At 48.0% G+C, this 12,623-nt stretch carries 8 protein-coding genes; 4 read left to right on the forward strand and 4 right to left on the reverse strand.

Going from position 1 to position 12,623, the window contains the following annotated elements; all coding sequences use genetic code 11:
- Nucleotides 1-237: 237 nt before the first annotated feature.
- A complete protein-coding gene (locus tag FHS56_RS00400; RefSeq protein WP_166917915.1) occupies nt 238-3,183 on the reverse strand; it encodes a M16 family metallopeptidase in 2,946 nt (981 codons plus the stop codon).
- Nucleotides 3,184-3,424: 241 nt separating this feature from the next.
- On the opposite strand from FHS56_RS00400, the gene FHS56_RS00405 reads away from it, so the two are divergent.
- Genes FHS56_RS00405 through FHS56_RS00415 form a run of 3 tightly spaced genes read left to right on the forward strand, consistent with a single transcriptional unit; the run spans nt 3,425 to nt 6,850 of the window.
- Nucleotides 3,425-3,850, forward strand: coding sequence for a hypothetical protein (locus tag FHS56_RS00405; protein WP_166917916.1), 426 nt, complete (start codon nt 3,425-3,427; stop codon nt 3,848-3,850).
- A 56-nt stretch (nt 3,851-3,906) separates the two neighbouring features.
- Nucleotides 3,907-4,743: a PorV/PorQ family protein gene (locus tag FHS56_RS00410; protein WP_166917917.1), complete on the forward strand. Its 837-nt coding sequence runs from the start codon at nt 3,907-3,909 to the stop codon at nt 4,741-4,743.
- Nucleotides 4,730-6,850, forward strand: coding sequence for a helix-hairpin-helix domain-containing protein (locus tag FHS56_RS00415; protein ID WP_166917918.1), 2,121 nt, complete (start codon nt 4,730-4,732; stop codon nt 6,848-6,850). The genes FHS56_RS00410 and FHS56_RS00415 overlap by 14 nt, the downstream gene beginning before the upstream one ends.
- A gap of 167 nt (nt 6,851-7,017) precedes the next feature.
- Here FHS56_RS00415 and FHS56_RS00420 read toward each other — a convergent pair whose 3' ends face one another.
- Entirely contained in the window at nt 7,018-9,186 is a 2,169-nt protein-coding gene (locus tag FHS56_RS00420) for a protein-disulfide reductase DsbD family protein (protein ID WP_166917919.1), read from the reverse strand.
- 82 nt (nt 9,187-9,268) lie between these two features.
- Nucleotides 9,269-10,216: an alpha/beta hydrolase gene (locus tag FHS56_RS00425; RefSeq protein WP_166917920.1), complete on the reverse strand. Its 948-nt coding sequence runs from the start codon at nt 10,214-10,216 to the stop codon at nt 9,269-9,271.
- Nucleotides 10,217-10,294: 78 nt separating this feature from the next.
- Here FHS56_RS00425 and FHS56_RS00430 point away from each other — a divergent pair, with 78 nt between their 5' ends.
- Entirely contained in the window at nt 10,295-11,044 is a 750-nt protein-coding gene (locus tag FHS56_RS00430; RefSeq protein WP_166917921.1) for a shikimate dehydrogenase family protein, read from the forward strand.
- Nucleotides 11,045-11,048: 4 nt separating this feature from the next.
- On the opposite strand, the gene FHS56_RS00435 is transcribed toward FHS56_RS00430, so the two are convergent.
- A complete protein-coding gene (locus FHS56_RS00435; RefSeq protein WP_166917922.1) occupies nt 11,049-12,458 on the reverse strand; it encodes a tetratricopeptide repeat protein in 1,410 nt (469 codons plus the stop codon).
- Nucleotides 12,459-12,623 lie beyond the last annotated feature (165 nt).

Genomic DNA, 12,623 nt, shown 5'->3' on the forward strand with positions numbered 1-12,623 from the left:
GAGAGGGCTTTTTTATTCCCTCACGCAGTGAGGTGATAAAGCTCAAATGCAGCGCGTAGCAAGAAACAGGTGGATTAAACAGGTGGATTTCCTGCTTGCACTCGAAACGGCAAAAGGGAGCGCAAAGAGATGAATAGGAAATCCTCGACAAAGAAAAAAAGTGAGATGTCTTTGAAAAAAGAAACAGCCCCCGCGCAGAAGGCGGGAGCTGTTTCTGCTTCGCTTACAAACAGAGGCTTATTTGCGCTTCTTTCTTTCCTTCTTCTCTTTCCCTTTTTTGCTTTTCTCTTCTACTGCTTGCTTTTGCGGAGCGCTGGCAGCGGGCGCTTCTTTTACCTCTTCCGACACCACCGGCTTGCCGTCTTTGTCCAGCTCTACGATGTCGTAGCCCAGACGCTTCAAGCCGTCGAGGATGCGGTCTTTGTCGCCCACCACCACAATGAAAGCATGTTCAGGGTCGAGGTATTTTTGGGCATATTCGTGCGCTTTGGCTGCGGTGAGCTGCTGCAATATTTCGCCCTGCTTCTTCACATAATCGCCTTCTAAATTGTATTCAAGCAAGCGTCGCAGGAAGATGGCTTTCTGCAAACCTGTTTCATAATTGAGCGCATCGCGCTGCCCTATCGACATTTTGGTGAAGGAGATTTCCTCTTCGGTAGGACCGTTTTCTTTGTATTCCTTGATTTCGCGCACGATTTCATAAACGGCGCTGTCGGTAGCAGCTGCTTTCACCCCTGCCGAAGCTACGAAATAGCCGCTGTAACGGTTGCTTTCGAAGCTGGCACGGGCACCGTAGGTCCAGCCTTTGTCTTCACGCAAGTTCAAGTTGATGCGGCTGTTGAAAGCTCCCCCCAAAGGATAGCTCATCAGGTAGGCATGATAATATTCCCCCAAAGGATGATAGGGCATAGCAGGATGCCCCACACGTATTTCTGATTGTGCGGCATTGGGTATGTTGACCAAGAAAAGACGAGTTTTTTCCGGTTGAATGCCTTTGTGTAGGTCAGGGATGCGCGTTTGCTGTTTTTCACCTTGCCATTGATTCAAGAAAGAGAGGGCTTGCTGTGCTTCTTCTTTACTAAGGTCGCCTACTACTACTACATTGGCATAAGCCGGATGGATGGCTTGCTTGTAGAATGCTTCCACGTCGGCAAGGGTGAGGGCAGCTACGTTGCTTTCGGTACCGTCGGTGTCGTAGGCGCGCACGTCGTCCAAGCCATAGACCAACTTATTGAAGATGCTCGAAGCCAGATAGCGGGCTTGTGTTTTGGCATTTTTGATGCCTTCTATTTGTTGTTTTTGGATGCGTAAGAAGTCTTCTTCTTCAAACTTGGGTCGCAGCAAGCGCTCTTCGAGCAGCTGCATGGTGGGGTACAGGTTCTTCTTAAGGCAACGCACCTGCACATAGAAGCCCGTTTCGTTTGCATAAATGCTGATGCTGCTGCCCAAGCGCTTGAGTTCGTTTTCGAATGCCTCTGCACTGTAGTTTTGGGTGTCTTCGTTCAGTAGGTCAGCGGTGAGTCCTACTAAACCTACTTTGTCTTTGTTAGCATGCAATAGCAGCTGTCCGCCTTCTATGCTCATGAGTATGTTCACTGTGGGTATTTCGTCGTTGCGGGTGCCAATGGCAGGAATCCCATTGCCCAAAGTCGCTTTCCAGTAGGGAGGCACTTCTATGAGCTTTGCCGGCTTGGGTTGAGGGCGGCGGCTGCGGTCGAAGTTGTCTTTGGGTTCACGGTAGCGCAAGCCTTCGTAGCCGTAGTTGGGGGCTTTGTATTGTGTGGTATCGATGGTGTAGTTGTCTTCGGCAGCGCGTAAATTCAACTTTCCTTTGGGGCAAACACTTACATACACTGCCGGTTTGTTTTGAATATACTTTCGGTAAGCGTTCATGACGTCCTCTTTGGTGAGGCGGCGCAGCATCTTCAACTCTTCGGATAAGAAGTTGGGATTTTTCAAAAAGGTTTGATAAGCAGCCAGACGGGTTACACGCCCGCGTACGCTTTCCAGTCCGTAAATCAGCTCGGCTTCGCGCTGCGCCTTGAAGCGCTCTACGTCTTCATCGGTAATGCCTTTGGCTTCGAACTCTGCGAGTGCTTCTTGGTAGAGCTTCGCCATGTCGGCGAGCGAAAGCCCGGGGAACGGTAGGATGTAAGTAGAAAATTCGCCGCTCAGCTCATCGCCTACATTAGAAGTGCTTACTTGAACGGCTTTTTGTGTTTTCACCAGTTTTTGATAGAGGATGGAGTTTTTACCGCCTCCTAAGAGGTCTGCCACGCAGTCGAGTGCCAGCTCGTCGTAAGTATAGCGTGGGGCAGTAGGGTAGGTAATAGAAAGCAAAGGTAGTTGAATGTAAGGGTCTTCGTAGGATACATAGCGGTTTTGCTCAAGCGAAGGAATCTGCTTGGGCATGTCTTTCACTTCCGGACCGCGCGGAATAGAACCGAAGTATTTTTCCACTAAACGAACGACTTCTTTGGGGTCCACATCGCCGCCCACCGTCAAGGTGGCGTTGTTGGGTCCATACCAGCGCAGGAAGAAGTTTTTCAGGTCATTGACATCGACACGGTCGAGGTCTTCTACATAACCGATGGTGAGCCACGAGTAGGGATGCCCGTAAGGGTAGAGTGTTTTGTCTTTGTATTCGCGTACCAAGCCGTAGGGGCGGTTGTCGTAGTTTTGTCCTCGCTCGTTTTTCACGGTGGCACGCTGTACTTCAAATTTTTCTTGGGTAACTGCCGGAAGCAGAAAACCCATACGGTCGGCTTCCAGCCATAGGGCTACTTCCAGCTGATTGGAAGGCAGTGTTTCAAAGTAGTTGGTGCGGTCGCGGTTGGTGGTACCGTTGAGGGTGCCCCCCGATTCGGTTACGATTTTGAAATGCTCTTCATCGGCTACATGTTTCGAGCCCTGAAACATCATGTGCTCGAAGAAGTGAGCAAAGCCCGATTTGCCTATTTCTTCTCTTGCCGAACCCACGTGATAGGTAACGTCCACATGCACGAGTGGGTCGGAATGGTCTTCGTGAATGATGAGGGTCAAGCCATTACTTAATACGTATTTTTCGTAAGGGATGATGAGCTCTCCCTCTTTCTTGGTTACTTTCTCTACCAGACGTGTTTGTGCACGTAGGTAGAAAGCCCCACATATCAGGGCAGTAAGGAGTAAAAACGTGCGTTTCATTGGAGTATGCTTTTGGTATAACTACTTTGTTAAACGACCATAAGGGCTTGCCTATTGTACGTGCATCGTAAAGAAAGGCTTCAAATGTCGCTTTTGAATCTATGTAAGTTCTGTTTGATGCTGCCAATGTCTTATGAACTTGCTGCTTTTTCAAGAAGAAAGCATGCATGGCGGCATGAGGAGTTTTTTTGTTGGTCTGAAAGTGTTTTCATATATTTCAATAAAGTGGATGCAAACGAATATGAATTTTTTTGAGCGACTGAAAGGAAATCATCGGCAGAAGCTGCTGAGCATGGTGCGCATGGCGCTGGTGGATGGCGAGCTTGCCAGTGCTGAATATGAATACTTGTTGGCGTGGGCTTACAAAGAAAACATCGATGAGGTTTTGCTGCATCGTATGTTGGAAAATCAAGAGGAAAGCGAAAGCACCTTTGGGTATCTATCTATCAAGAAGCGGTTCCACCATCTGCATGAAGTGGCTTTGCTGATATTAGCAGACCATGTAGTGCATCCCAAAGAAATAGAGTACTGTGCTCGCTTGGCAGAGCACTTTCGCTTGACCGATGCCCCTTTGTTGCTGGTGCGGCATTTGCTTGACTGTGTGCGTGCCGGGCTTCCGCCAGAAGAGGTGTACCGACTTTTAAAGGGTGAAAAATTACTGAGGTAACATCTAAATAACATAGATTTTGTATCTTCAAGGCAATTTTACTTGAAGCTTTGATGATGAATGCAAGTTTTTACCTCACTCTGCTTTTTGTGTTGCTGGGGGGCAGCAAGGCTTGGGCACAACAGTATCCTGCGGCTGTAGGGGGGCGCGCTTTTGCCATGGGCAATGCCATAGTGGTTTCTTCTGATGTTTGGGCTACGTTCAATAATGTAGCGGGGCTTGCTTCGCAGCAAAACGTAGAGGCAGCTGTGGCAGTCCAACAGCCCTATGGGTTCACCGCCTTGCAAACAATTTATGCGGGAGCGAGTACGCCGCTGCCAAGAGGTGGGGCTTTGGGCATATCTGCCATGCGTTTCGGTAGTAAGTTGTTTAGTGAACAGGCTTTTGGGCTTGCTTTTGCTCATAAGATTAGTATGGTGAGCATAGGCGTGAAGGCTTCGTATTTTCAGCAGGCAGTACAAGACCCCACAGGCGTAAGTTCTCGCACACAAGGGGCTTTTATATTTGAAATAGGAGGCATTGCACAGCTGTTGCCCGCACTCTATTGGGGCATGCATGCCTATAATTTGGGACAAGCCCGCATGGTTTCGGACTACCGTGAAGAATACCTTCCTGTGGTCTTGAAAACAGGCATAGGTTACCACCCCACTGAAAACCTGTGGTTGAACATAGAAGCCGAGAAAGACACAGCGCACCCTACGCGTGTGAAAGCAGGCTTTGAGTACCGTGTAGCCAAGCCTTTTTATGTGCGTACGGGTGTACAAACACAGCCTTTCGTGAATACCTTTGGCATAGGCGTTCGTCCGAAAAAAATGGCGGTAGATTACGGTCTAATGATTCATAACCCCTTGGGTTTGGTTCATCATATTTCGGTGTCTTATGCGTTCCGTTAACATAGTGCTCTTGCTGTTTTTTTGCCTGTTGATGCGGCAGGCAACAGCTCAGCAGCGCCCCACCCGCGAAATAGACTTGCAGCAGTTCATAGAAAGCAATTTCGCTTTCCAAGACCCTGAGTCAGATGCCAATTACGAAGACATCTACGAGGCTTTGTATCAACTATATCTGGAGCCGCTTGATTTAAATGCCGCTGGACGCGAAGACCTCGCTTCTCTTTCCATGTTGAAGGAGTATCAAATCAACAACTTTTTGAAGTACAGAGAGCAGTACGGCAAATTGATTTCCATTTATGAGCTGCAGGCAATCCCTGGCTTCGATGTCGAAACCATTCAAAAGCTATTGCCTTTCGTAACAGTGGAGGAGAAGAGTATCAATGAAGGCAGCGGGAACTTGTTGTGGAGGATTCTACACGAAGAAAACAATTATTTGGTGTGGCGCATCACCCGCACCTTAGAAACACAAAAAGGCTATACGCCGCCTACTCTCAAAAGCGACAGTACCTATACACAACGCTACCTCGGTTCACCTTTCAATATATATGCGCGCTTTCGCGTGAGCCATATACGCGATTTTAGCTTGGGTTTGACCGTAGAGAAAGATGCAGGAGAAGCTTTTACTTGGCAGCCAGCAAAGCGCCAGTACGGCATGGATTTTTATTCTTATCATCTGGTTTTGTGGAATAAAAGACGCTTCAAAGCCATTGCTTTGGGCGATTACCAGATTCAAATAGGACAAGGGCTTTTGTTAGGTGCCGGATTTTATGTAGGCAAGGGTGCCGAAACTGTGCAGACTGTTCGTCGTAGCAGCAGGGGCATTCTTCCTTTTACTTCAGTAATCGAAACGCGCTTTTTTCGTGGGGCGGCTGCTACTTACGAATTGTTTCGTTTAGCGCAAGGCAATATCAATCTCACTGCCTTTGCTTCGTGGCGGCGCCAAGATGCCAATGTGCAGACACTCAGCGACACTCTGGACGAGCAAATTGAAACCTTCGTTACCAGTATACAAACGACAGGCTTTCACCGCACCCCCACCGAGTTGGCAGCCAAGGGTGCCATCGCTGAACAGGCAGGCGGTGCCAACCTGACTTACAAAACAAAAGATGCTCGTTTGGAAGTAGGGCTTACCGGGATTTATACTCACTTTGACGTGCCCCTGAAGCGTACCCCCACAGTTTACAATCAATTTGAATTCAGCGGGAAGCAGAACTACAATATAGGCTTGCATTATTCTTACAACTGGCAGAATTTTAACTTTTTTGGTGAGGCAGCCCGCTCGCAGAGTGGTGGCATGGGCATCGTGAGTGGGGTGCTGGGCAGCTTGGCATCTACACTCGACATGGCACTACTCTATCGTAGTTACGACCGCCATTTTCATTCTTTTTACGGTACGGCTTTGGCAGAAAACAGACGTCCCATCAACGAAAGGGGGCTCTATTGGGGTCTGAAATTTACCCCTTTCACTAAGCTAAGCTTTGCCGCCTATTACGATAAATTCGCTTTCCCTTGGTTGAAGTATAGAGTGAATGCTCCTTCGCAAGGCTATGAATATTTGTTACGGGTAACTTATGCCCCCATACGGCGTATCTTGATGTATGCGCAGTATCGTGAAGAAAACAAAGAAGAGAATATATCGGATAAGAACGCCAACATAAACTTTCTGGGGGCGCGTATTCGCCGCAACTACTGGCTGGTGGTGCGCTATGCCGCCGAAAAATACATCGAGCTTCAAAGCCGCTTGCAGTTTTCTACTTTTACTCAAAACCAAAAAACCACGCAGGGCTTGGCACTGGCACAAGACATCAACTTAAGCTATAAGCAGTGGGAGCTGGCAAGCCGCTTTGTAGTGTTCGATACAGACGATTTTCAAAACCGGCAATACATGTATGAACGCAATGTGCTTTATACCTTTTCCATTCCAGCATATCAAGACCAAGGATATCGCTATTTTATGATGCTGCGCTATAACGTTACCCGTCAGCTGCATCTTTGGATACGCTATGCACAAACTCGCTACTTGTATCTCGATACTATTGGCAGCGGCTTGGAAGAAATTCAAGGTAACCGCCGCTCGGAAGTGCGTGTGCAAGTGCGCTATCGCTTTTAAACTATCAACGTCTGGCGGCAGAAACCAAAACTAAATCATATTTGCCCATAGACCTCCCTTTCACGGTAGATGCAGAAGAGAGCTTTAAAGTACGCTACCTTTTGTTCGATTTGATGCCTGAGCCCGGCAATGAAAAAGCCCCGTTACTTGCGGGGCTTTCTGCTTTTTTACTCTTGATGCCGCTTGCGGTATTCTTCCAATCCTTTTTCCAAGAATTCTACAAACGCATCTGCATTGAGGTCATAGCCTTTGGGCGGCAGCAGCAAATTCTCTCTGGGGTTTTTGTTCGGGTCGGTATCCAGCAGCGAATAGTAGGGTTGGGCATTGGCACCGAATTCCGTGATTTGGAAGTCGAAGAACTTACGCCCGATGGTATTCTTTACTTTGCCATCATAGGGCGATACATATTGCTCGCTTTGAGGTAATGGCGTCTTGTCATCTACATAGAGGGCAACCACTACGTATTGGTCGCGTAGGAGTTTCAACACACGTGGGTCGCTCCATACTTTGGCTTCCATCTCGCGACAGTTCACACAGCCGTGCCCAGTAAAGTCAATGAAAAGAGGTTTGTTTACCTTGCGTGCATAAGCCACAGCTTCTTCATAATCAAAGAAGCCACGCAGGTTGTGAGGTAGTTCAAACAAATCCCCGTATTTGACTTTGGCAGGAAATTCTGTATTTGTAGCGGCTTGATTACCGGCATCGCTGCCTTTTACCTCTATCTTATTGAAAGTGGACATAGGCGGCAAATAGCCCGATAGCGCCTCGAGGGGAGCACCAAACATGCCGGGAATCAAGTAAATCACAAAGCTGAGACTAAGCAATGCAAGCAATAAACGGGGTACCGACAAGCGTTCTACGGGGCTGTCGTGGGGCAATTGTATCTTGCCCAACAGGTAGAGGGTCAGCGCGATGCCTATGGCTATCCATATAGCCAGATATACTTCACGGTCTAATAGGCGCCAGTGATAGACTTGGTCTGCCACGCTCAAAAACTTGAATGCAAACGCCAGTTCTATGAAACCCAATACTACTTTTACAGAGTTGAGCCACCCACCAGAGCGCGGCAGCTTATTCAGCGCTGTGGGAAAAGCGGCAAAAAAGGTAAACGGGATGGCAAACGCCAGAGAGAAAGCCAGCATACCCACAATGGGCTTGAGCACTTCGCCCCCCGCCGAAGCTATCAACAAGCTGCCAGCAATGGGCACCGTACAAGAGAAAGATACCAGCACCAAGGTGAGCGCCATGAAGAAGATACCCACCAAGCCCCCTTTGTCTGCTTGTTTATCTACTTTGGTCAGAAAAGAAGTGGGCAAGGTGATGTCGAACATGCCCAAGAAAGAAAGTGCAAAGATGATAAAGACAGCAAAAAAGATGAGATTGGACAGCCAATGGGTACTTATCTCATTGGCAAATTCAGCCCCCAGGAATACCGCTGCCAGTGTGCCCACCAACACATAAATACCAATGATGGAAAAGCCATAGAAGAGCGCTCGGCTGACGCCTTGGCGGCGGGCTTTCTGCAGCCGTTGGCGGTAGCTTTCTTGGTCTTCCCCTTCTCTTTGGGCTATGTTGCCTTTCATGAAGTAAGAAACGGTCATAGGAATCATGGGGAACACACAGGGAGTGAAGATAGCTGCCAAGCCTGCCAGAAAAGCAGTAAGTGCAAAAAGCCAAAGGCTTTGTTTCTTCTCGGGGTAGGTAGGGGTGGCAGGAAAGCGCGCTTGTGTACTTTCTGTTCCGTCTTGAATGTTTTTCATCACCTGGGCATCGCTGCTTACCACACTATCGATGGCTTGCGGGCGGTTATCTGTCGGAGTATTTACCGTGCTTTCTTCTTTATGCCCGCTTCCCTTTGCTTGGGCTTCTACACTTACCGAAAAATCATAACTTCCCGGCACGCACATGCCTGTTATATCGGAACATACTTGAAAATGGATGCTTCCTTTTATGCTTACACGCGTGTCCGTGATGATAAACTTTTGGATAAAAGTGCCTTCTTTCTTGAAAATGGCTACCTGCCCTTCAAACACCTCATCGTATTTTTTGATGGAATTGACCGAGAGGAGTTGCCCTATGGCTTTGGCGCCCCGCAGCTGTGTCAGCTCTATCTCGGTAACCATAGGACCTACTTCCGGGTCAAAATCTGAGGCATATAAATACCAATCCGGGTCTATTTTTGCTTTAAACACCACCTCTATGGTATCGCCCACTTGGGGTGCTTTGGGGGCACGAAGGCTATGGCTCCAGTGTGCATGCTTTTCTATTTGCGCATGAACGCCCATAGCGCTAAGCCAAAGGCAAAGGTTCATTAAAAAATAAAGTCTCCGTATCATGCTTGCTTTTCTTTTTTGTTGTGAAGATAGGTGATTCGTTGTGAATAAAATCAAAATTAAATGTTATCGAAGGGTGAAGACGTCAGAAAAATGACAAGCGGCGGCGAATGAAGTCTGCAATATGTCGATAGGCTTTTTTACCTTCGGGCATGCGGTGGGCAAACAGGTGCCACACATGCGGCATGCCATGCCATACTTCCAGTTCTACTTTCACACCTTGTGCCGCCATCTTTTCAGCAAGCGCTTTGCCCTCATCGAAGAGGATATCGTAGGTGCCTACTTGAATCAGCGTAGGTGGAAAGCCTTCGTATTCTTCAGAAAAAAGAGGTGAAAGGAAAGGGTTTTTCAGGTCGTGTTCGGCAGCATACAGCTTGGCAGCTATAGCCAAGCGGCTGGGGTTGAGAATGCCATCAAGCCATGCTTTCTTGCGAATGCTTGGCATCGATGAGGTTAAGTCCACCCAAGGCGAAATCAATACCAGAGCGGCGGGCATTGGCTTACCTTCTTTTTTTGCTTGCAGCAGGGCTGCCAACGCCAAGTTGGCACCTGCAGAGTCGCCCATGACAATGATTTGCTTGGGTGCATAATGTGCTATCAACCAGCCATAGACCTGCAGTACTTGGTCAGGTGGGGTGGGAAAAGGATGTTCGGGAGCTAAAGAGTAATCTACAGCGAGCAGAGGCAGCTCGGTGGCTTGTACTATACGCCCGGTGAGGGGGCGGTAAGTTGCCACACTACCCATCACAAAACCGCCACCATGTACATACAATATCAGAGGTGGCGCTTGCTTGCCTGCCGGCTGTTGCCATTCACAGGGAACACCGTTGGCAGCGGTGCGCAGATATTCTATGCCTTCTATCAAAGGAATGCGGGCACAGAGTGAAGCAAAGGTTTTACGCTCTTTTTCTAAGGAAGTAGGGCGGTTGTGGCGCCACAACTTGTAAAACTGCAGGGCTACAGGGGCAACCACTGATTGCCAGCTTTGACGGCGTATGTGCCGCATGCTAAGGGTTGGGGTAGGGCTGTTCATCGTTTATAGAGGGTCTGTATTTATTTTTTGTACTTTTGAAACTACATTATTTTGGCTTTGTATTCAAAAAACGTTGATATGCCGCTTTTTGGTTTGATAGGCTATCCTTTGTCGCATTCGTTTTCCAAACGTTATTTTTCCGAGAAGTTTGAGCGTTTGGGGCTGAAAGACCACCGATATGACCTTTTTGAGCTGCCCGACATCCGTTTTTTTCCTGACCTCTGGCAAAAACACCCTGATTTGAAAGGCTTGAATGTAACCATTCCCCACAAACAGGCTGTAATTCCCTATCTGGATGCTTTGGACGAAACCGCTCGGGAGGTGGGAGCGGTCAATACCATTAAGAAGATGCCAGACGGTCGCCTGATAGGCTACAATACCGACGTGCGAGGCTTTGAGCAGGCGTTGTTGCGGTGGCTGCCCCTGAACTACTTCCATAAACAGGGATTTGAAGCTTTGGTATTGGGTACAGGAGGGGCTTCAAAGGCGGTAAGCTACGTTTTACAGCAGCTGCAAATACCTTTCTGGAGGGTATCGCGCGAGGCTGCCAAAACCGGCTTGACTTATACAGACCTATCACAAAAAGGCTGGGGCAATGCCCGTTTGATTATCAATACCACGCCTTTGGGAATGAGCCCCCATACAGACAGCACACCGCCACTGCCGTATCATCTGCTCGACACTTCTTTTTACCTCTACGACTTGGTTTACAACCCTCCTTTGAGTCGCTTCTTGGAAGAAGGAATCGTGCGCGGTGCCAAAATACAAAACGGCTTGGAGATGCTGTACCTCCAAGCCGAAGCAGCATGGGATATATGGAGCACCTGATATTTTATGCCTGAGGACGGTACATTTCCACCATCCGGAATATCACCTTTTGCGTTTGTAGGTCTTCGAAGAAGCTGTAGAGCACTTCGTGCTTGTCGAAGTCAAGCAAGAGGGCGCGTTCCAAATAATGGATAGCCTCTTGAAAGCGTGCATCACGCAGCAAATAGGCTACCATACGGTAAAGCAACATAGCTTCTTCGGGGTTGGCATCGATACCTTCCTGCAAGATGTCAATAGCTTTTTCGTAGTCGCCTTGGTCGTAATATACATAGGACCATTGCAGCCAGCATTCGGCTTCGAAGGGCATAAGCTCGGCAGCGTATTGATAGTGCTCAAGCGCTGAAACGACGTGCCCTACTTTGAACTCGAGATTTGCCAAGCGTAGGTAGTAGTTGCCGTTGAAGGGGTCTAGCTTGCAGGCTTTTTCATAATGATGGATGGCTTCAAACCATCTTTCAGAAGCTTCGAGGCAGCAAGCAATGCCATACCATGCTTCGTCGCAGGCATCGTCTATGCGCAGGGCTTCCCTGTAGTAATGAAGGGCTTGCGACAGCTTGTGCTCTTTTTCATAGCAGGCGCCCAAGTAGCAATACAATTCGGCGGCTGGTTCTTCTTCTTTTTCAATGAGACGCTCAAAGCACTCTCGGGCTTGGGCGTACTGCTTCAGGTTCATATAGGTACTACCCATCTTGAAGAGAGCTTCTCCGAGGTTGTCGTCAATGAGGGTAGCATATTCCAAGGCATGCAGGGCATCTTCGAAGCGCTCTATGTGGGCATAGGTGTCGCCTAAGTAAAACCATGCATACGCATTGTAGGGATTGCGTTCTATCTCTTCTTTGTAAAAGGCAATACCTCGCTCTATTTGATTCCGTTGGTCTAAGCAATGAAGATATTCATAATGCACGAGGTCGTGTGCCGGATTTTTCCGGAATACCTTTTCATATAAGGCAATAGCCTTTTGGGGCTTTCCCCAGTGTTGATAAGCCCAAGCCATTTGAAACCATATGTCTGTATCGTCTTGTGTCCAATGCAAGGCAGTGCGTAGGGTATCTATGGCTTCTTCAAAACGACCAAGAATGGAAAGGATGTTGCTTTTGAGTAACAAAGCATCTGTTTCGGAAGGATGCAGCATCAACACTTGCTCAATCAGTGCAAGGGCATCGTCATAGTGTCCCAAACGAGCTAACAAGTCTGCTTTGTCGAGCAGCAAATCAGAAGAGAAAGGGTGCTGCTGGATACCTATTTCGCAGGCATGCAGCGCCTCGTCCCATTTGCCTATGGCAGAGTAGTGGTCAATGATGGCTTCATAGGCTTCTACCTCAAAGAAGAATTGCTCTTGGTTGAGCAACATTTCTTCGAAACGCTGCACCCATGAAGAAGAGTCGTTATGATTGTTTTTGAAATTTTGAGCCATTTATTACAGTAATTTTACCTTAAGATAAGGGTCTTGCAAATCTAAAACAAATTTGATGTTTTTTTCATTACCCAGAGGTGATGTTATATTTACCTTATTTTGGTGCTCATTAAGCAAACAGACCAAACAATCGGACGCTTCATTTGGTTTCTTTGCAAAATTGAA

The sequence above is a fragment of the Thermonema lapsum genome, assembly GCF_011761635.1.
GTDB lineage: Bacteria > Bacteroidota > Bacteroidia > Cytophagales > Thermonemataceae > Thermonema > Thermonema lapsum.

Coding starts and splice junctions, on each gene's coding strand:
- FHS56_RS00435 (WP_166917922.1), bottom strand. CDS start 12,458: ATGGCTCAAAATTTCAAAAACAATCATAACGACTCTTCTTCATGGGTG.
- FHS56_RS00415 (WP_166917918.1), top strand. CDS start 4,730: ATGCGTTCCGTTAACATAGTGCTCTTGCTGTTTTTTTGCCTGTTGATG.
- FHS56_RS00425 (WP_166917920.1), bottom strand. CDS start 10,216: ATGAACAGCCCTACCCCAACCCTTAGCATGCGGCACATACGCCGTCAA.
- FHS56_RS00405 (WP_166917916.1), top strand. CDS start 3,425: ATGAATTTTTTTGAGCGACTGAAAGGAAATCATCGGCAGAAGCTGCTG.
- FHS56_RS00400 (WP_166917915.1), bottom strand. CDS start 3,183: ATGAAACGCACGTTTTTACTCCTTACTGCCCTGATATGTGGGGCTTTC.
- FHS56_RS00410 (WP_166917917.1), top strand. CDS start 3,907: ATGAATGCAAGTTTTTACCTCACTCTGCTTTTTGTGTTGCTGGGGGGC.
- FHS56_RS00420 (WP_166917919.1), bottom strand. CDS start 9,186: ATGATACGGAGACTTTATTTTTTAATGAACCTTTGCCTTTGGCTTAGC.
- FHS56_RS00430 (WP_166917921.1), top strand. CDS start 10,295: ATGCCGCTTTTTGGTTTGATAGGCTATCCTTTGTCGCATTCGTTTTCC.